General features: G+C 66.1%; 18 protein-coding genes. 6 read left to right on the top strand and 12 right to left on the bottom strand.

Annotated elements, in window-relative coordinates:
* Nucleotides 1-99 precede the first annotated feature (99 nt).
* From SR3_RS14460 to SR3_RS14470, 3 genes are all read right to left on the bottom strand, one after another.
* Entirely contained in the window at nucleotides 100-444 is a 345-nt protein-coding gene (locus SR3_RS14460; protein WP_068087312.1) for an arsenate reductase family protein, read from the bottom strand.
* A gap of 105 nt (nucleotides 445-549) precedes the next feature.
* Nucleotides 550-1,008: a (2Fe-2S)-binding protein gene (locus SR3_RS14465; protein ID WP_068087314.1), complete on the bottom strand. Its 459-nt coding sequence runs from the start codon at nucleotides 1,006-1,008 to the stop codon at nucleotides 550-552.
* Nucleotides 1,009-1,049: 41 nt separating this feature from the next.
* The gene (locus tag SR3_RS14470; protein WP_245653924.1) at nucleotides 1,050-3,050 is read right to left on the bottom strand and encodes a TonB-dependent receptor plug domain-containing protein; all 2,001 of its coding nucleotides are present in this window, start codon (nucleotides 3,048-3,050) and stop codon (nucleotides 1,050-1,052) included.
* Nucleotides 3,051-3,279: 229 nt separating this feature from the next.
* On the opposite strand from SR3_RS14470, the gene dxs reads away from it, so the two are divergent.
* A complete protein-coding gene (gene dxs / locus SR3_RS14475) occupies nucleotides 3,280-5,232 on the top strand; it encodes a 1-deoxy-D-xylulose-5-phosphate synthase (RefSeq protein ID WP_068087318.1) in 1,953 nt (650 codons plus the stop codon).
* Nucleotides 5,229-5,684: a DUF2141 domain-containing protein gene (locus SR3_RS14480; RefSeq protein ID WP_068087320.1), complete on the top strand. Its 456-nt coding sequence runs from the start codon at nucleotides 5,229-5,231 to the stop codon at nucleotides 5,682-5,684. The genes dxs and SR3_RS14480 overlap by 4 nt, the downstream gene beginning before the upstream one ends.
* A gap of 142 nt (nucleotides 5,685-5,826) precedes the next feature.
* Here the strand turns inward: SR3_RS14480 and SR3_RS14485 are convergent, their stop codons facing one another.
* Nucleotides 5,827-6,465 (bottom strand): ABC transporter substrate-binding protein, encoded by a 639-nt coding sequence (locus SR3_RS14485; RefSeq protein ID WP_245653925.1) that lies wholly within the window; start codon nucleotides 6,463-6,465, stop codon nucleotides 5,827-5,829.
* Between the two features lie 350 nt (nucleotides 6,466-6,815).
* On the opposite strand from SR3_RS14485, the gene ispH reads away from it, so the two are divergent.
* From ispH to SR3_RS14500, 3 genes are all read left to right on the top strand, one after another.
* Nucleotides 6,816-7,781, top strand: a complete 966-nt coding sequence (gene ispH, locus SR3_RS14490) for a 4-hydroxy-3-methylbut-2-enyl diphosphate reductase (RefSeq protein ID WP_281198729.1) — start codon at nucleotides 6,816-6,818, stop codon at nucleotides 7,779-7,781.
* A gap of 80 nt (nucleotides 7,782-7,861) precedes the next feature.
* The gene (gene hpnH / locus SR3_RS14495) at nucleotides 7,862-9,007 is read left to right on the top strand and encodes an adenosyl-hopene transferase HpnH (protein ID WP_068087325.1); all 1,146 of its coding nucleotides are present in this window, start codon (nucleotides 7,862-7,864) and stop codon (nucleotides 9,005-9,007) included.
* A 147-nt stretch (nucleotides 9,008-9,154) separates the two neighbouring features.
* Nucleotides 9,155-9,799, top strand: coding sequence for a PspA/IM30 family protein (locus tag SR3_RS14500; RefSeq protein WP_068087328.1), 645 nt, complete (start codon nucleotides 9,155-9,157; stop codon nucleotides 9,797-9,799).
* A gap of 81 nt (nucleotides 9,800-9,880) precedes the next feature.
* Here SR3_RS14500 and SR3_RS14505 read toward each other — a convergent pair whose 3' ends face one another.
* The 8 genes from SR3_RS14505 to hpnA are packed head-to-tail and all read right to left on the bottom strand — an operon-like array spanning nucleotide 9,881 to nucleotide 18,044.
* A complete protein-coding gene (locus tag SR3_RS14505; RefSeq protein ID WP_157098860.1) occupies nucleotides 9,881-10,336 on the bottom strand; it encodes a hypothetical protein in 456 nt (151 codons plus the stop codon).
* Nucleotides 10,337-10,346: 10 nt separating this feature from the next.
* The gene (locus SR3_RS14510) at nucleotides 10,347-11,024 is read right to left on the bottom strand and encodes a phosphorylase family protein (RefSeq protein ID WP_157098861.1); all 678 of its coding nucleotides are present in this window, start codon (nucleotides 11,022-11,024) and stop codon (nucleotides 10,347-10,349) included.
* Nucleotides 11,012-12,970, bottom strand: a complete 1,959-nt coding sequence (gene shc / locus SR3_RS14515) for a squalene--hopene cyclase (protein ID WP_068087336.1) — start codon at nucleotides 12,968-12,970, stop codon at nucleotides 11,012-11,014. The genes SR3_RS14510 and shc overlap by 13 nt, the downstream gene beginning before the upstream one ends.
* Nucleotides 12,970-14,244 (bottom strand): hydroxysqualene dehydroxylase HpnE, encoded by a 1,275-nt coding sequence (gene hpnE, locus SR3_RS14520; protein ID WP_068087477.1) that lies wholly within the window; start codon nucleotides 14,242-14,244, stop codon nucleotides 12,970-12,972. The genes shc and hpnE overlap by 1 nt, the downstream gene beginning before the upstream one ends.
* 2 nt (nucleotides 14,245-14,246) lie before the next feature.
* Entirely contained in the window at nucleotides 14,247-15,089 is an 843-nt protein-coding gene (hpnD, locus tag SR3_RS14525; RefSeq protein ID WP_068087339.1) for a presqualene diphosphate synthase HpnD, read from the bottom strand.
* The gene (gene hpnC, locus SR3_RS14530) at nucleotides 15,086-15,937 is read right to left on the bottom strand and encodes a squalene synthase HpnC (protein WP_174549155.1); all 852 of its coding nucleotides are present in this window, start codon (nucleotides 15,935-15,937) and stop codon (nucleotides 15,086-15,088) included. The genes hpnD and hpnC overlap by 4 nt, the downstream gene beginning before the upstream one ends.
* Nucleotides 15,934-17,043 carry a glycosyltransferase gene (locus SR3_RS14535; protein ID WP_068087342.1) on the bottom strand — a complete coding sequence of 370 codons (1,110 nt, stop codon included), beginning with the start codon at nucleotides 17,041-17,043 and terminating at the stop codon, nucleotides 15,934-15,936. Before SR3_RS14535 ends, hpnC begins: the two co-directional genes overlap by 4 nt.
* Nucleotides 17,040-18,044: a hopanoid-associated sugar epimerase gene (gene hpnA, locus SR3_RS14540; protein WP_084455579.1), complete on the bottom strand. Its 1,005-nt coding sequence runs from the start codon at nucleotides 18,042-18,044 to the stop codon at nucleotides 17,040-17,042. The genes SR3_RS14535 and hpnA overlap by 4 nt, the downstream gene beginning before the upstream one ends.
* 119 nt (nucleotides 18,045-18,163) lie before the next feature.
* On the opposite strand from hpnA, the gene hpnI reads away from it, so the two are divergent.
* The gene (gene hpnI / locus SR3_RS14545; RefSeq protein WP_068087345.1) at nucleotides 18,164-19,342 is read left to right on the top strand and encodes a bacteriohopanetetrol glucosamine biosynthesis glycosyltransferase HpnI; all 1,179 of its coding nucleotides are present in this window, start codon (nucleotides 18,164-18,166) and stop codon (nucleotides 19,340-19,342) included.
* Nucleotides 19,343-19,347: the final 5 nt, after the last annotated feature.

Consider the following 19,347-nt stretch of genomic DNA (forward strand, 5'->3'; position numbering starts at 1 on the left):
CAAGCAAACCGGTGTCAGCGCTGTCTCGCCATGAGGCGTATCCTGCGCAATACGGTGGATAATCACCCCACCGCGCCACCAGCCGTGGCCTTCATGGGATCAGATGATTTCGCTTACAAGCTCCTGCGGGCGGCACAGGCGCACGCCCTTGTCGGTCTCCACCAGCGGGCGCTCGATCAGCACGGGGGTGGCGACCATGGCAGCCAGCACGGTGGCGTCATCGGCCTGAGGCAGGCCGCGCTCGACAGCGTCGGTGTTGCGGGTGCGCAGGCCCTGCTGGGGCGTCATGCCGGCATCGCGATAGAGCTGAGCCAGCTTCTCGGCGCCGGGCGGGGTCTTGAGATATTCGACGACGGTGAGATCGATGCCCGGCACGTCCTCCAGCATCGCCAGCGTCTTGCGCGAGGTGGAGCAGCCCGGATTGTGCCAGATGGTCGCCTTCATCGAATAATCCCTATCGAAATTTTCCGCCCCTTAGCGGGTGCCACGCTCTTCATGCAAGGCGGGCACAGTCTGCACGATGCCCGGCGCGGGCATGGCGGCAATCTTCTATTCCCCGCGCATCACCCGCGCGGCGCGATGAATGACGCGCAGCAGGCGCGGATAGACGCCGCAGCGGCACAGGCCGGTGATGGCCGCCTTGATATCGGCATCGGAAGGGTTGGCATTGCTGGCCAGCAACGCCGCCCCGGCCATCACCAGACCGGGCGTGCAAAAGCCGCATTGCACCGCGCCTTCCGCCATCATCGCCTGCTGCACGGGGTGCGAGCGATCATGGCTCACCCCCTCGATGGTGGTGACGTTGCGCCCCTCGGCCTGCGCCAGACTCATCTGACAGGAGGGCAAGGCCTGCCCGTCGACCAGCACCAGACAGGCGCGGCAATCGCCGCTGCCGCAGCCATATTTGGTGCCGGTGAGATTGGCCGCCTCGCGCAGCGCCCAGAGCAGGGGCGTCTGCGGGTCGAGATGAAAGGCCAGAGGATGGCCGTTGACGGTCAGGCTGGGCATGGCGGTCTGGTGGCCTGCCCGGCCATGACGCGCAAGAGCCTTTACCCCTTCGCTCCCCCGAAACGCACGCCCACCCAGATGGTGCGCGGCGTGCCCAGATCGATACTGCCGGCTTGGTTGCGCGTCAGCACCGTGGCATCGGTCAGGTTTTCCGCGCGCACGATCACGCTGAAGCCATGCGTCAAAGGCGCCTGCGCGAAGAGGCCCAGCGTGGTCGCGGCGGGCATGATCGAGTTGGCGCTGTTGAGATCATCCTCATACTGCCAGCCCCAGCGGCGCACCGTAGCGGCCATCTGCCAGCCTGCCAGCCGCCCTTGATGCGGATGCCAGCCCAGCGTGGCGCTGCCCGCGAAGAAAGGAGTCTGCGCCGGGCGCAGGCCGTTGAGGCCGATCGCCGCCCCGCTGGTCTCCATCCGCGAATCGGTCAGCGCCAGCGAAGCATCGAGGTTCACCGCGCCCCAATTGCCCTTGGCGCCGAACTCCAGCCCCTTGGCGCGGATGGCATCGACATTCTCGCGCTCGCGCAGATTGGTGCCGATGGTGACATTGGCGATGGCATGGTCGAGCCGGTTGATAAACCCCGTGGCCGATAGCGTCAGCCCGGCAAAGGGCCCAAAATCGACGCCCGCCTCATAACCCTTCAGCCGCTCATTGCCCAATTGCGGATTGGCGTTGGTGGTGATGGGGAAGACCACGAAGCTGCGGTACAGTTCGTTGATCGTCGGCATGCGCAGCCCGCTGTAGGCCGAGCCGCGCAGCACCACGCCCGGCGCCACCCGCAACAGCGCCCCGCCCCGGCCCGACAGCGCCCAGCCGGCGCGCGGATCATAGGCAGTGTTGGAGGTAACAGCGCCCGTCGCCCCCGCCAGACGGACATAGCCGTCGTTGATGCTCCAGCGATCCTCGCGCACTCCGCCGGTCAGGGTCAGCATGCCCAGAGTCCAGTCGTCCTGCGCGTAGAAGCCGACATCGTCGTTGCGCCCACCCGCCCAGCGATAGGCGGTGGCGGCACCCGTGGCCGACAGGCTCACCTCGGCCAGATCGCCCTGCGTGCGGCGCCAGTCGGTGCCGAAGCGCAGCACATGATCCTTGCCCACCGGCGGGCGCAGTTCCGCCTTGCCGCCCATTCCCGTCGAGGGCGTGGAGCGCTGGTCCAGCGTGGGCTTGAAGGTGGTGGAGGAGACGGTGATGTTCGAAAAACCGCGATCCTGCAGATAGGCCAGCACATCGAAGGCCCACGGGCCCCGGCCGACAAGGCGCACACTGGCATCCTCGCCAAAGCTGCGGCTGTCGGCCCCGGTGAAGCGCAGAGTGCGCTGGTCGCGGAAGGCCAGCACGCGGCCCTGCAGCTCGATGTCGGGCGCGATAGGGGCCACGGCGCGCGCGGAGATGCTCCAGCCGTCATAGGCGGCGCGGGCGCTGACGGGCACGCGCTGGCTGACGGGCGTGGTCCAGAAGCCCTCGCCGCGATCCCAGCGGCCCGAGATTTCGGCAAAGCCCGCGCCCAGCCTGGGGGCGATTCCCGCCGAGAGCGTGGTCTCGCCGCGGTTGTCCACCAGCGCCTCGCCCGAGACGGGGCCGGTTTCATCGCGTCCGGCGCTTTCCAGCGCGATGGTCCCCGCCACCGCGCCCGAACCGAAAGCGCCCGAACCGCCGCCACGCATCACCTTGGCCGCGCCCAGACGTTCCGGCGCGATGGCAGAAAGCGCCACCGAGCCGAACATCGGGTCCGCCATGGGCACGCCATCGAGCAGCACCAGCGTGCGCGCCGCTGCGTTGCCACCCAGCGCGCGCAGCGTCACGCCCTGCGAGGACGGATTGGCCGAGCGGCTGTCCGACCGACGAAACTGTTGAAAACCGGCGATTCCCGAAAGAACATCCTCGATCCGGCCCGAGGCGCTGGAGAGCAGCGTGTCGCGCGTGATCACCTGGCTGTCATAGGCGGCGGGGGCCGCGCCTTCCTCCAGGCCACGCCCTGTCACCACGATGGTTTGCGGGTCTGCGGCCTCGTCGGCCATCGCCATCAGGGGCCATGCCAGCATGGGACCAAAGGCCATACAACCCGCCATCAGCCGCATTCTTGCCCGCATCATTGCTCCAATTCCATTGATTTGAGCCGCTATAGGGGGCATGGCGCCGCAAGCCAACTGGACGGGGCCGCACAAAACTGCTGCCCCCGACCGTTGCAAAAGCACCCCAGCAGGGGAAATTGACCGTGCCCTCCCCCCCGAACGCATCGACAGGGCCGGTCGCGACGTGTAAGGCAAGAAGATGGACTTGGAGCTGTCGACACCGATCCTCGATCGGGTAAAGGTGCCCGCCGATATGCGCGGGCTTGATATGGCGCAGCTGCGTCAGCTGGCTGACGATGTACGCACCGAAATGATCCACACCGTGGGACAGACGGGTGGCCATCTCGGTTCGGGCCTTGGCGTGGTCGAACTGACCGTGGCGTTGCACTATGTGTTCGAAACGCCGCGCGACAAGGTGATCTGGGACGTAGGCCATCAGGCCTATCCCCACAAGATCGTCACCGGTCGGCGCGATCGTATTCGTACCCTGCGCCAGGGCGGCGGCCTGTCCGGCTTCACCAAGCGCAGCGAATCCGAGTACGATCCCTTCGGCGCGGCGCATTCCAGCACCTCGATCTCGGCGGCGCTGGGCTTTGCCATGGCCAACAAGATCGCCGGGCAGCCGGGCAAGGCCATCGCCGTGATCGGCGACGGCTCGATGAGCGCGGGCATGGCCTATGAGGCGATGAACAACGCCCAGGAAGCCGGCAACCGTCTGGTGGTGATCCTGAACGACAATGATATGTCGATTGCGCCGCCCGTCGGCGGGCTCTCGGCCTATCTGGCGCGTCTGGTCTCCTCGCGTCCTTTCCTCGAACTGCGCGGTCTGGCCAAGAAGCTGTCGCGCCATCTGCCCGCTTCGCTGCACAGCGCCGCCAAGAAGACCGACGAATTCGCGCGCGGCATGGTGATGGGCGGCACCCTCTTCGAAGAGCTGGGCTTCTATTACGTCGGCCCCATCGACGGGCACAATCTGGACCAGCTGATCCCGGTTCTGGAAAATGTGCGCGACGCCGCCGAAGGCCCCTGCCTGATCCATGTCGTGACGCAAAAGGGCAAGGGCTATGCCCCCGCCGAAGCCGCGGCCGACAAGTATCACGGCGTGCAGAAGTTCAACGTCGTCACCGGCGAGCAGGTCAAGGCCCCGGCCGCAGCCCCCGCCTATCAGAATGTCTTTGGCGAAACGCTGGCCAAGATCGCCCAGACCGACGAGCGCATCGTGGCGATCACCGCCGCCATGCCCGGCGGCACCGGCGTCGACAAATTCGCCAAGGCGCATCCGGACCGCACCTTCGACGTGGGCATTGCCGAACAGCATGCCGTCACCTTCGCTGCCGGTCTGGCCGCTCAGGGGATGCGTCCGTTCTGCGCGATCTACTCCACCTTCCTGCAGCGCGCCTACGATCAGGTCGTGCATGACGTGGCGATCCAGAACCTGCCGGTGCGCTTCGCCATCGACCGCGCCGGTCTGGTCGGCGCGGATGGCGCGACTCACGCGGGCACCTTCGACATCACCTATCTGGCCAGCCTGCCCAATTTCGTGGTGATGGCCGCGGCGGACGAGGCCGAACTGGCGCATATGACCGCAACCGCCGTCGCCCATGACAGCGGCCCCATCGCCTTCCGCTATCCGCGCGGCAATGGCGTGGGCGTGCCCCTGCCCGAGGTGCCGCAGGTGCTGGAAATCGGCAAGGGCCGCATCGTGCGCGGCAGCGAGAAGGGCGGCAAGATCGCCATTCTCTCGCTCGGCACCCGTCTGGCCGAGGCTCTCAAGGCCGCCGACGTGCTGGAGGCCAAGGGCCTGCCCACCACCGTGGCCGACCTGCGCTTCGCCAAGCCGCTCGATGAGGAGATGATCCGTCGCCTCGCCACCACGCATGAGGTGGTCGTGACGGTGGAGGAAGGCAGCGTGGGTGGCCTTGGCGCCCATATCCTGACCATGGCGAGCGACGAGGGCCTGACCGACAATGGCCTGAAAATCCGCACCATGCGCCTGCCCGACACCTTCCAGGACCACAACAGCCCCGACAAGCAGTATGACGAGGCGGGGCTCAACGCGCCGCATATCGTCGATACGGTGCTCAAGGCGCTGCGCTGGAATGAAACGGGCCTTGGGGCCGGGATGAACACCGGCGCGGAGGCGCGGGCTTGATTCCCGCCCTCCTATTGCTGGCCGGAGCCGCCGCGACGACAGGCGCGCCGCTGGTGGTTCAGGTCGGCAATGTGCGCAATGCGCATGGCCGCGTGATCGTGGCGATCTGCCCGCAGGATAAGTGGCTGGCGGAGAATTGCGCGATCAGCGGCAGCGTGCCCGCGCATCCGGGCGTCACCACGGTGACCATCGAGCATGTGCCGCCCGGCGAATGGGGCGCTCAGGCCTTTCTCGACGAGAATGGCAACACCGAGATCGATCGCGGCATCTTCGGCATCCCCAAGGAAGGCGTGGGCTTTTCGCGCGATGCCAAGATCGTGATGAGCCCGCCCAAATGGCGCGATGCGGTGTTCAACCATGGCGCGGCGGCGCAGACGATCAGCTTCAGCCTGCGTTATTTCACCGGGCCCAAATCGCCCGAGGAATGGCGCAAGGAAAAGGGCGGGCAGTAAATGAGCCCGCGCGGCGCCTGAGCGTTCCCAGGGTGTTGATGCGCAGCATCACTGCACCCTGGCAAAAACGCCTGCCGGTCTGGAAACGCAAAAGGGCGGCGAGGCAACTCGCCGCCCTTCGCATGTCCGGATGGCTCGAGCCTTATTGGGGCGAAGCAGCCAGCTTGTTCAGATGGTCGATCAGCGCCGGGGCGCCGCCCTTGGCCAGCGAACCGGCGAAATCGGCCTGACGCGTGGCCAACTGGCTCATCGAATTGCGGAAATAGACGTCGATCACCTTCCACTGGCCGCCGTTCTGGCGCAGGCGGTAGTTGATCTGCTCGGGCGCGTGGTTGGGAATCACCAGCGTGGTGCGCACCAGCTTGTCATTGCCGCGCGTGTCCACCTGCGGGGCGATGGTGAACTTCTCGCCGCTGTAATCGTCGAAATTATGCGCGAATTGCGCAATGGTCAGATTGCGGAAACCGGCGACCAGCGCGCTCTGATCCTTGGGCGCGATGGTGTTCCAGCTGGGCCCGACCGACAGGCGCGTCATCAGCGGAATGTCGAAGACGCGGTCGATCACCGGGGCGAGGCGCTGGGCCCGGCCCGACTGGCCCGCCGCCTTGCCCGCCTTCATGATGCCGATCAGCCCGTTGTTGAGCGCATCGACGGAACCCGCCGCCGGATCGCTGCTCTGCGCCATGGCCGGGACAGCGCCCGCCACCATGCCAGCCACAGGCGCCACGGCCAGAGCCACGGCAGCCACGCTTTTCACCCACTGCTTACGCGCATTCATCATCGTCAACACCTGCTGTCTATGCCGTCTCTGCCTAGAGGACGGGGCCTGTCGGCGCAATGAATGCCCCATACACGGATCGTCCACTTCAAGGGGCACCTTAAGGGCCATTCCCTGTGTTGCAATCACCCCACAGTTCCCGATGCAACTGTTCCAACGGCATTTTGTTCATCGCACGGCCAGACTTTGCACGTTAGTCTGGCTGTCCGAACGCGGCCGTCTGCTCCTAAGGCCCCCGTTTGGACGGACCGCAACATAGGGACAGGCTTTTGCCGTCAAACAGAGATTCCAGGGCCGATACGGCATGGAATGGCCAGGAAAGGACTCTCCCGCCTGCCGCCGTTCCCTCCGCCGTGCTTAACGTTCCCCTGCGCGTGATCATGGCCTCGCCGCGCGGCTTCTGCGCCGGGGTGGAGCGCGCGATCGCCATCGTCGAGCAGGCCATCGAGGCGCATGACGCGCCCGTCTATGTCCGCCATGAGATCGTCCACAATGCCCGCGTGGTGAAAGATCTTGAGGCGCAGGGCGCGATCTTCGTCGAGGAACTGGACCAGATTCCCGATGGCGCCGTCACCATCTTTTCCGCCCATGGCGTGCCCGCCAGCGTGGAGGCCGAGGCGCAGCGCCGCGCCCTGCCCGTCTATGACGCCACCTGCCCGCTGGTCTCCAAGGTGCACAACCACGGCCTGCGCTTCGCGCGTGAGGGCCGCAACATCGTGCTGATCGGCCATGCCGGCCATGCCGAGGTGGAAGGCACGCTGGGCCAGATCCCCGCGCCGGTCCATCTGGTGGCCACGCCCGAGGATGTCGCCGCCCTGCCGCTGGTCGATGATGCCCCGGTGGCCTATCTCACCCAGACCACGCTGTCGGTGGATGAAACCCGCGCGGTGATCGCGGCGCTGCAGACGCGCTTTGCCGATTGCGTGGGGCCCGATGTGGCCGACATCTGCTACGCCACGCAAAACCGCCAGACCGCCGTGCGCGCCTTGGCCGAGCGTGTCGATGCCATCGTCGTCGTCGGCGCGGCCAACAGTTCCAACTCGACTCGGCTGGCGGAAATCGCCCGGTCCTGCGGCGTCCCGGCCTGGCTGGTGAGCGATGCCGACGCCTTTGACCCTGCCTGGTTGAACGGCATCATGCGCCTTGGCGTCACCGCCGGGGCCAGCGCGCCCGATGTGCTGGTGCAGGAACTGATCGCGCGGCTTGGACAAACCCGTGATCTTTCTGTATCCGAACTCGACGGAATCCGCGAAAACGTCTCCTTCAGCCTGCCGCCTGCGCTTCGTCGCATGGGTCTCCGGACGGCACAGGCAGGCTGACACCGGACCTTACCCGCGCCCTTTACCCTTTCGCGCCCCCCGTCTATACGCGCCCCTGACTGTTCTGGAGTACCACGCGAATGTCGCTTCCTATGGCCCCCATGCTCCGCATCGCCAAGCACGCGATCACCAAGACCATCAAGGGTGACAAATTTCCGCTCGTCCTGATGCTGGAGCCGCTGCTGCGCTGCAATCTGGCGTGCCCGGGCTGCGGCAAGATCGACTATCCCGATGCCATCCTCAACCGCCGCCTGAGCTTTCAGGAGTGCATGGACGCCATCGAGGATTGCGGCGCCCCCGCCGTCTCGATCGCCGGTGGCGAGCCGCTGCTTCACCGCGAGATGGCCAAGATCGTCAAGGGCTATATCGAGCGCAAGAAGTTCGTGATCCTGTGCACCAACGCGCTGCTTCTCAAGAAGAAGATCGGCGAGTACGAGCCCAGCCCCTATTTCACCTGGTCGATCCATCTCGATGGCGACAAGCAGATGCACGACAAGGCCGTGGATCAGGACGGCACCTATGATGTCGCCCTGGAAGCCATCAAGCTGGCCAAGGAAAAGGGCTTCCGCGTTCAGGTCAACTGCACCGTGTTCAACGATGCCTCGCCCGAAAGCCTGGCGACGTTCATGGATCACATGACCAGCCTGGATGTCGAGGTCACCATCTCGCCGGGCTACGCCTATGAGCGCGCCGCCGATCAGGAGCACTTCCTGAACCGCGAGAAGACCAAGAATCTGTTCCGCGACTTTTTCGCCCGCGGCAATGGCGCCAAGAACTGGAAGTTCACCAACTCGCCGCTGTTCCTCGATTTCCTGGCGGGCAACCGCTCGTATGAGTGCACCCCCTGGTCGATGCCGCTGCGCACCGTCTTCGGCTGGCAGAAGCCCTGCTATCTGGTGGGCGAGGGCTATGTCGAAACCTTCGCCGAGCTGATGGAAGGCACCGACTGGGAGCAGTACGGCGTCGGCAAGTACGAGAAATGCGCCAACTGCATGGTGCATTGCGGCTTTGAGGGCACCGCCGCGCGCGAAGGCATCGTGCGCCCGCTGGAGTTCATGAAGGTCGCCATGAAGGGCGTGAAGACCGACGGCCCGATGGCCAAGGACATCGACCTTTCGAAGCAGCGCCGCGCGGTGGACGTGCATGCCACGCAGGTTGAGCAGGAGCTGGAAAAGATCCGCATCTCCGACCCCGAAGGCTACCGCCGGGCGACGCGCGCCGCGTAAACGGATTTGCGCCGAACAAAAAGGGCCGCCTCGCCATATGGTGAGGCGGCCCTTTTTCTTTTCGCCATCCACGATCTTCTTAGACATAGCTTAAGCATGGATCGCATATCGCCTCGCCACGGCATCGATTCATTCAAGAGGCATGGCATGGCGGAACCGATTTACCAGCGCGTGGGGCGCATCATCTCGGCCAGGTTGGAAGACACTGTGGACCGTATGGAAGCCGCCAGCAGCGGCAGCATCCTGCGCGAAGCCATGCGCGAGGTGGATCGCGCCCTCGCCCAGCTTCAGGCCGAGCATGACACCACGGTGGCCCGCCGCGAGCAAAGCAAGCGGCAGCAGGAGCAGTTGCGCCAGACCGCCGAGGAGCTCACCGGGAAGGCCAGCTTCGCCCTGACCAAGGACCGCCCCGATCTGGCCGAAGCGGCCATTGCGCAACAGATCGATCTGGAAGCACAGGCCGACAAGCTCAAGCAGGCCGAAGCCGATCTCGCCATGGAAGAAGCGCGACTCGCCGCGGAGCTGACCGCTGTAAAGGCCCGCAAGGACGCCAAAGAGCAGGAGCTGGAAGCCTATCTGGCCAACCGTCTCGACACGGCGCTCAGCGGCCATGGCTCCACCAGGGCCCAGCGTGATACCGCCCAGCAGTTGCGCCACGCCGAAGAGGCCTTTGACCGCATTCTGGCAGCCGACAAACCCAAACCCGCCCCCACCGATCATGTCGCCGAGATCGAGGCGATGCGGAAAGCGGATGAAGTCGCCGCCCGTCTGGCCGCGCTGAAGAGCGATTAAATCCGGCACCAGCGCATGGAAGCAGGGCTGCCCATCGGATGATGCGGCGGTCCTTCGGAAGGCGCCGCCCTGTTCCGGCGCCTATTCCGGCGACTGCATCTGCGCCACCATCTGCTGGCACAGCTCGCGCTCGGTCAGCTTCTGGGCGCGGGCGTTGTCGGCGAAGAGCATGGTCCGGCCCTCGGGCACCACCTCGGGATGGGCGGCATTGGTCAGATCCATCCGCCCCACGATCTGCAGGCCGACGATGGTGCCATCGCGCCCGGCCTGCTCCTGATCCAGCGCAGCGGGCTCGACCGTCAGATTGCCGACGATGATCGAGGTCACCTTGCGCGCCTGAGACACATCTGCCTCGGAGGCATGGCCATGATCGGCGCAATATTCTATCAGCCCCAGATGGTTGTAGGCCCCGCCCAGCGCCTTCTGCATTTCAGAATCGCCGGGCAGCACATCCTGCGCCGCCTGCACGGGGCTCACCACCGTGCTGACCAGCATGCCGAAGAGGGGGGCAACAACTCCAAGCTTCGGCATCATCATCTCCCGGTCCTTACCGCCGATCGAAACCCAACCGCCCGTCAGACTTTTTCAAAGCCTTGCCAAACTGTCCATAGGCTTTGGCAAATCCGCTGACGGTGCCCATCAGATGCGGCAGCTGCCCCGGCTGCTTCAGGATCGATCCGATCACCGCGCCGTAATTCACCCCGCCATCGGGCTTCATCGCCACGGCGATGGCGGGCGGCAGGTTGACCTCGCTGAGATCGGAAATGCTGCGCAGGATGGCGAAGGGAATGCCCGCATCGGCGGCCGCCTGAGCCGCAATATGGCTCTCCATATCCACCGCCAGCGCCGCGCTGCGCCCGGCCCGCTCGCTCTTGCTGCGGTAATCGGCGAAGAAGCGGCCATCGGCATGGATCGCGCCCAGCTTGGCCTTGGGCACCATGACTTTCAGCGCCGCGATCCATGCCGCGTCGCAATCGCCGGTGAAACCGCCGATCAGCCGCGTGCCGATGATCATGTCACCCAGCTTCAGGTGCCGGTCGATGGCGCCCGCCATGCCGAAGCTGATGATGCCCGCCGCATGGGGCGCCAGATCGGCAAGCTCGCGGCGCAGGCGTTCAGGGTCGGAGCCCCCGGCCACCACCGTCACGCCCAGACCCTTGACCAGATCGCCCTCGCGCAGCGTGCCGGTCACCGCGATCACCGGCTTGTCACTTACATACCCCACGCGGTGCGCTCCGAATTCGAGTCCGACAGATTGCGATAACGCGCCAGCGCCCAGAGCGGGAAATAGCGCGGATAACCATGATAACGCAGATAAAAGACGCGCGGGAAGCCGCCACCGGTGTAGACCTCCTGCCCCCACAGCCCGTCCTCGGCCTGGTTGGCGAGCAACCATGCCACCCCGCGCGCCACTTCCGGCGAGCGGGCCTCACCCACCGCCATCAGCCCCAGCAAGGCCCATGCCGTCTGCGAGGCGGTGGAGGCGGCGAATTCATGCCCCTTGCGGTCCAGCGCATAGGAATCGCAGCTCTCGCCCCAGCCACCGTCTTCGTTCTGCACGGATTTCAGCCATGCGACGGCGCGAGCCACCATCGGATGATCGGCATCCAGCTCGGCCCGGCCCAGCGCGCAGAGCACCGACCATGTGCCATAGATATAGTTCACGCCCCAGCGGCCGAACCACGAGCCTTCCGGCTCCTGCTCCTTCTCCAGCCAGCTCAGAGCCGCCTTCATGCGCGGGCTGTCCAGCTCGCCCATCTGCGCCAGCATCGAGACCACCCGCGCGGACACATCCGCCGTGGGCGGATCGAGCAGCGCGCCATGATCGGCAAAGGGCAGATTATTGAGGTAGAATTTGTCATTATCGGCATCGAACGCGCCGAAGCCGCCATCGTGGCTCTGCAGGCCCAAAGTCCATTCGGCGCCGCGCGCGATCGCCTCGGCATCCTTGCCGCCGCGCACGCCCGCAGCGCGATCCATCGCCATTACCACCACGGCGGTGTCGTCGAGATCGGGGTAGTAATCATTGCCGTACTGGAAGGCCCAGCCGCCGGGGCGGACATCGGGGCGCTGCTCGGCCCAGTCACCCACCGTATCGAGGATCTGGCGTTCGCCCAGCCAGTCCAGAGCGGCATGGGCCTGCTCGACAGCCTTGGGCGTGCCCACCTCCAGCATGGCATGGGCGGCCAGCGCCGTATCCCACACCGGGCTGACGCAGGGCTGGCAGTAAGCCTCATCGTCCTTGATGACGAGCAGCTTCTCGACCGATTGACGGGCGATGGCGCGATGCGGATGGTCAGGCGCATAGCCCAGCACATCATACATCATCACGCTGTTGGCCATGGCGGGATAGATCGCGCCCAGACCGTCCTCGCCGTTCAGGCGTTCGGTCACCCAGCTGGCGCAAAGGTCGATGGCGCGGCGGCGCATGGCCTTGGGCCAATGGTTCTCAAAGCGCTTGAGGCCCCAGTCCAGCACCTCAAAGCCGGTCTTCCAGATGCGATGCACATGGGCGGCCTGAGAGGTCAGCCCGGCAGGCTGGCCCGAATAGAGTTCATCCACCTTGATGCCGCGCTTGTTCTTCGCCAGCGGACGCAAGGCGCACAGCACCAGCAGCGGCACCACCACGGTGCGCGCCCAGTAGCTCATCTTGAGCAGATGGACCGGGAACCACTTGGGGGCCAGAATCAGCTCGGGCGGGATGGTCGGCACCACCTGCCAGCTGCCCGCGCCGAACAGCGCCAGCTGGATCTTGGTGAAGACATTGGCCCGCTCGGCCCCGCCCGCCTTCAGCACGGCAGCGCGGGCGCGGACCATATGCGGAGCATCCACCGGGTCGCCGATCATCTTGAGCGCATAGTACGCCTTGATGGTGGCCGAGATATCGAAGCCGCCATCATGGTACAGCGCCCAGCCATCGTGGACGCTGCTCTGGATGCGGCGCAGATAGGTGCCGATCTTGGCTTCCAGCGCAAGATCGTCGGGCTCGCCAAGGTAGTGGCGCAGCAGGATATACTCGCTGGGGATCGTGCAATCGGCTTCCAGCTCATAGACCCAGTGGCCGTCGCCCTGCTGCTCATGGCCCAGCCGGTCGGCGCCGCGGGCGATGCCCTCATCCAGCGCGTTGCGGGTCAGCGTGTCGGCATTGGTATCGTAATCGGGGGTGCTCATCACCCGCGCCCATAGACCAGTCGCTGCCCCAAGACCAGACGCGCCGCCGTATCGCCGCTGCGCAAGGCGCCCTCGATGGTGGCGGGCAGGCCGGTATCGACCCAGTCTCCGGCCAGAAAAAGGTTGGTGAAAGCGGTGCGCTGGCCGGGCCGCAGCCGCTCCTGCGCCGGGGTGGCGGCAAAGGTGGCGCGCTTTTCCTTGACGATCTGCCATGGCGGCAGCGGCGTGTCCGCAGGCAGGCCCAGCGCCTGGGCCACCTCGGCCCAGATGGTGCGGGCGAGGTCTTCGCGCGGGATATCGACCAGATGGTCAGCGGCGGAGATGGTCACCGACACGCGGTCAGGATGGGTGAAGAGCCATTCGCTCGTGGCGTTCAGCAGGCCCAGCATCTCGGGCGCGCCCTTGGGTGGCGCACAGGCAAAATGGGCGTTGACGATAGCGCGGTGATCGTCGGGCACGGACAGGCCCGGCACCAGATCGCCCGCCACCCATGCGGGCACGGCCAGCACCACGGCGGCGTCAGGGGAGACCGCTTCCTCGCCATCGTTCCAGACGAGGGCGGAGACGCGATTCGCTTCGGTCTTGATGGCTTTCAACCGGCGCCCGGTGGCCAGATCGCAGCCCTTGCCGCCCAGCCATGCGATGGCAGGATCGATAAAGGCCGCGCCCAGCGTGGGCATGGCGATGCGCGGGGCGCTGGCAAGCCCCCCCTTCGCGAGGGTTTCCTTCAGCACATTGGCCGCCAGCACCGCGCTGGAACTGGCGACATCGGTGTTGAGCACCGCCAGCAGCACCGGGGCCAGCATGCGGTCCCACACCGGGCCCGTGGTGGCGATCAGATCGCCGATGGTCTGCTCGCCCTTGCCCAGCAGCAGCTTGCCCAGCGGCAGATAGTCGGCCATCCGCGTGCCGGGGATGCGGCGGCTCGGCACGGCGACCCACCAGGGGATCGCGCCATCGTTGATGCGAAGTTCCCAACGCTCGCCCGTGCCCAGATCGGCGAAGGCAAAATCGGCATGGCTGGGCCCGGCCAAAGGTTCAGTCGCGCCGATCCGCTCACGGAAGGCTTTGACCGCCGGGTTGCTGGCCAGCACCAGATGGTTGCCATTGTCGATGGTCAGCCCCAGCGAGGGGTCGAAATAGCTGCGGCAGCGCCCACCCGCCCGCGCCGCCGAATCGCTGAGCGACACCGCCAGCCCAGCTTCGGCCAGCAAAGTGGCGGCGTTCAGCCCGGCCAGTCCCGCGCCGACCACATGCGCGCGCGCGAATCCCACTGTCAGCCCCACACGCTGAAGCGGATCAGCGCCAGCACCAGCCGCAGCTTCGAGGTCTTCACCCGCACGCGCGGCGCGTTCCAGCCCGTCGCCACCATGCGCTTGAGCAACCGCGCATAGGCGCTCTCCATCAGGCGCGGGGCGATCAGATGACCCTTGGGGCGGCTTTTGAGGATGCGCGCGGCCTGCGTGAAATGCTCCTGTGCCTTGGGGGCCAGCCAGCGGGCGGCGGCATCCAGACTGGGCTCCTGCACCAAGGTTTCGGGGGTCAAAGGCACGATGCCTGCCGCTTCCAGCGCCTCGATGGGCAGATAGACGCGGCCGATCCCGGCATCCTCGTCGATATCGCGCAGGATGTTGGTGAATTGCAGCGCGCGGCCCAGATGGTGCGACAGCTCGACGCCCACCTTGCGCTCCATGCCGAAAACATTGACCGACAGGCGTCCGACGGCGCTGGCCACCCGGTCGCAGTAAAGGTCGAAATCGGCAAAGCTGGGCCAGCGCACATCCTGATCGACATCGGTGCGCATGCCGTCGATCACCGCGAGGAAATCGGCTTCCTGCAGATCGAAATCGCGCACGGCCTGCGCAAGGAAAGCCGCCACACCGGGCTCGCCGCCATGGTAGAGCGCATGGATGCCCGACACCCATTCATCCAGCGCCGCGCCGCGCTGGTCGCGCGGGGTCTGCTGATCGTCGGCGATGTCATCGACCATGCGGCAGAAGCCGTAGATGGCGAACATCGCCTCGCGCTCGGTCCTGGGCAGGATGCGCATGCCGGCGTAAAAGCTGCTGCCCGAGACCTTGGCCTGCAGATCCTGCATCGTCAGAGGGGCGGTGGTCATCGGGAAATCCTTGAAATGCTGTTGCGCGCCACGGCGGTCAGGGCCAGCCATGCGGCGCGCCCCTTGCCGTGATGCACCTTGTCGGCCAGCGGATCGCGGGTGAGCAGCATCCGCGTCAGATCCTCGGCCAGAGTTTGAATGATTGCCACTTCGGCGGAAAGGCGCGCGTCGCGGATCACGCGGGAGAAACCGGCGCTCTGGCGCAGCAGGCCTTGCGTCTTTTCCGCGAGCAGGCGGATCACGCCCAGCAGCCGGGGATCGGCACGGTCGCGGCCCAGCGCGCTTTCATCCAGCCCCGCGGCGTTGAGCATCGGCACGGGGATATAGACCCGGTCGATGCCACGGTAATCCTTGCCGCAATCCTGCAGGTGGTTGATGATCTGCAACGCGGCGCACAGCGCATCGTTCATGCCCCAGGTCGCGCGATCCTCACCATGCACATCGAGCACGAAGCGGCCCACCGGCATGGCCGAAAGGCGGCAATAGCCGATCAGCCCTTCCCAATCCTCGTAGCGGTTGACGCGGCAGTCCTGCACGAAAGCGTCGAGCAGATCATGGGCATGGGCCAGATCGATGCCGCGTTCCCGGCAGACATCGCCCAGCGCCATGGCCTCGGGGCTGCCCTTGCCCTCCAGCCCGGCGCGCATATGGGCGAGCAGGCGGAGCTTTTCGGCAGAGGAGGTGCCTTCGTCATCCGCCACATCGTCGGAGGCGCGGGCGAAGCGGTAATAAGCCATGATCGGCGCGCGCGCATCGGGGCGCACCAGCCAGCTGGCGACGGGGAAGTTTTCGCCCTTATGATCCTTGCCGCTGGCGAGGTCGGAGGCCTTCAGGGTTGTTTCAGTCATCTTGCGGCTTGCGCCCGCCCTTTCCACATGCCCCCCCGGCCCCGGTAATAGGCCTGCGCCGAATAGAGCGTGCAGCCCAGATAGAAGATCGCCACCAGCGGCAGCGCCACCACCCACAGCGATGAGCGGCGATAGAAAGCCAGCACCGGCAGGTAAAGCGCCAGCATCAAGCCGCAGGCGAGGCCCCCGCCCCAGCCCGCAACACCGACCTGCGTAAAGGCCAGCGCCCAGGGCGCCAGAAACACCAGCGCCAGACCCAGCATCGTCATCACCAGCAAGACCGGATTGTAGCGCAATTGCGCATAGGCGCTGCGCGCGATCATCATGCCGATCTCGCGCCAGCCGGTGTAGGGCCGGATCGAGCGGCTGCGGTCGGTCAGCCCCAGCCAGATAGGGCCGGTCTTCTTGATGAGGCCGCCCAAAGTGCAGTCATCGATCAACGCGCCGCGCATGGCGGCGATCCCGCCCGCCTCTTCCAGAGCCTTGCGCTCCACCAGCACGCAGCCGCCCGCCGCGCCTGCGACGGGGCCTTTGCGGTTTACCCAGTTGAAGGGGTAAAGCATCATGAAGAACCAGATAAACGCCGGGATCAGCAGCTTTTCGGCCCATGTGCTACAATGCAGCTTGGCCATAAAGGAGACCAAGCGCCGACGCCCGCCCAGTGCAATGCCCACCAGCGTGCGCAGCGTATCGGGGGCATGCTCGATGTCGGCATCGGTCAGCCAAAGGAACTGCGGCGTGCCTGCTTGGGCAATCCCCTGATGAACCGCCCACAGCTTGCCCGTCCAGCCAGCGGCCAGAGGCTGGCCATTGATGACAGTCAGGCGCTCCGAGCCCAGAGCGCGGGCGATATTGCCCGTGCCGTCGCTGGAATTGTCATCCACCAGCACGATGCGGAAAGGGCCGGGATAATCCTGCGCGGCAAGGCTGCCGATCGAGCGGGCGATCACATCGGCCTCGTCACGCGCGGGCACCACGGCGACCACCTCAGGCCAGACATCGGGCCGGGCCAGCGGGGCGTTGGTGTCACGCTCGCGGCAGGTCCAGAAGCCCGTCAGCGTCAGGCCGATCCAGATTGCTGCCACCAGAAGGCCGAGCAGGGTCATGCGATCATGCCCGCCGTGCGGAACCAGTCCACCGCATCGCGCAGCGCTTCGAGATAGGGGCGGGCGTGATAGCCCAGCTCCACCTGCGCCCGCGCGCTGGAATAGAACATGCGATGGCGCGCCATCCGCAGCGAATCGAGGGTAACGAAAGGTTCCTTGCCGGTCAGCATCCCGCCCAGCTCGGCAGCAGCAGCAATCGGGAAAAGCGGCGCGATGGGCAGTTTCACCTTCGGCGGCTTGCGGCCCACCAGAGCGGCAATATCGGCCAGCATCTGGCCCAGAGTCACATCCTGACCGCCCAGCACATAGCGGCGGCCCAGCTTCCCCCTGGCCTCAGCCAGCAGATGGCCGCGCGCCACATCGTCGACATGGACAAGGTTCATCCCCGTATCGACATAGGCGGGCATCTTGCCATTGGCGGCCTCCACCACCACACGCCCGGTCGGCGTGGGGCGCACATCGCGCGGGCCGATGGGGGTCGATGGGTTGACGATCACGGCGGGCAGGCCTTGGCTTGCCACCATCTCCTCGACCAGCCTTTCGGCCACCACCTTGCTGCGCTTGTAGGCGCCGGTGGCCTGCTGCGGCGTGGCGGGATGGTTCTCATCCGAAACAGCACCATCGAGCGGCAGCAGAGTCGCCACGCTGGAGGTGTAAACCACGCGGCCTACGCCCGCCTTCAGCGCCGCGCCCATCACCGCCTGTGTCATGGAGAGGTTGTTGCGCACGATTTCTTCGGGGTCGCGCGCCCACAGGCGGTAATCGGCGGCCACATGGAACAGCGCGCCCGCGCCCTGCATGGCGGCGGCCACTGCGCCTTCATCGCGCAGATCGGCCTCGACCAGTTCGCCGGGGAAATCCGCCAGATTGGCACGCGGCGACGAGCCACGCACCACGCCGCGCACCTTGCGGCCCTGCGCCGCCAGAGCGCGCGCCACGGCGCTGCCAAGAAAGCCGGCGACGCCGGTTACCACGGTGATAGAGGGATCTGGAGCAGTCACAGCGCGGCCTCCTAAAGGCTTTTACGCGGCATGCAAAGCAGCTAGATTTTGCGGTTGCCGCATCGCTTTTGCGAAAAACCGGTTCCCACTTTTTCGCGCGATGCTCTAAAGGGCCCACCATGCACGGGATTGAAGCCATCGGTGTTGCGCTTGCCGCCCTTTCGGGGGTGGGCTCGGCGTATCAGCTGGCGCTGGTCCATGCGATCAGGCGGTTTTTCGCGCATGCTGCCCCGCAGGCCACGCGCGCCGAGCCGGTGACGTTGCTCAAACCGCTCCATGGTGCCGAGCCGAAGCTGGGCGCCAATCTGGAAACCTTCCTCGCGCAGGATCATGACGCGCCGGTGCAGATGGTCTGCGGCATCAACACGCCCGAGGACAAGGCACGCTCCGCCGTCGAATGGCTGATGGCGCGCCATCCCAAGGCCGATATCGCGCTCAATCCCGGCCCGCGCCTGCCCGGCGCCAATGGCAAGATCGGCAATCTGGCGGCGATGATGCCGCTGGCCAGACACGATATCCTGATCCTCTCCGACAGCGATATGGTGGTGGAACGCGATTACCTCTCCACCGTCACCGCCGCGCTGGATCAGCCGGGCGTGGGGCTGGCCACCTGCCTTTACATCGGGCGCGGCGATGCCGGGCCGTGGAGCCAGATCGGCGCGGCGATGATCTCCTTCCAGCAGACGCCCAACATGATCTTCGCGCTGCATCATGGCCTGGCCCAGCCCTGCATGGGATCGACCATCGCCCTGCGGCGTGAGACGCTGGAGGCCATCGGCGGCTTCGAAGCCTTCGCCGATGTGCTGGCCGACGATCATGCCATGGGCGCCGCCGTTGCCGCCATGGGCCAGAGAATCGCCGTGCCGCCCCTTTTGCTCGATCATGCCGGGGATGAGGCCAGCCTCGCCGAACTCTGGCGCCATTTCCTGCGCTGGGCCGTCACCATCCGCGATCTCAATCCGGGCGGCCATGCCGGGTCCGTGGTGACGCAGCCCCTGCCCCTCGCCCTGCTCGCCCTGCCCTTCGCGCCCGCCGCCGGAATTGTCGCCATCTGTTGCGCCATCGCCACACGGCTGGCCGTAGCGCTGGCCATTCGTCGTACAGCGCGCAGAAAGGCGGCGCCGCTATGGTGCATCGCGGCGGGCGATGTGCTAGGCTTCGCCATCTTTTGCGTCAGCCTGATCGCTCGAAAGATTGATTGGCGCGGCGCAAGCCTTACAATGACAGAGAATGGACGCATCCGGCATGCTCCTGAGCGCGGCCCCCGCGCAAAGGCCGGACCCGCCCCACAGCAATGAGAGAC

It is taken from the genome of Novosphingobium rosa NBRC 15208, assembly GCF_001598555.1.
GTDB classification, from domain to species: Bacteria; Pseudomonadota; Alphaproteobacteria; order Sphingomonadales; family Sphingomonadaceae; genus Novosphingobium; species Novosphingobium rosa.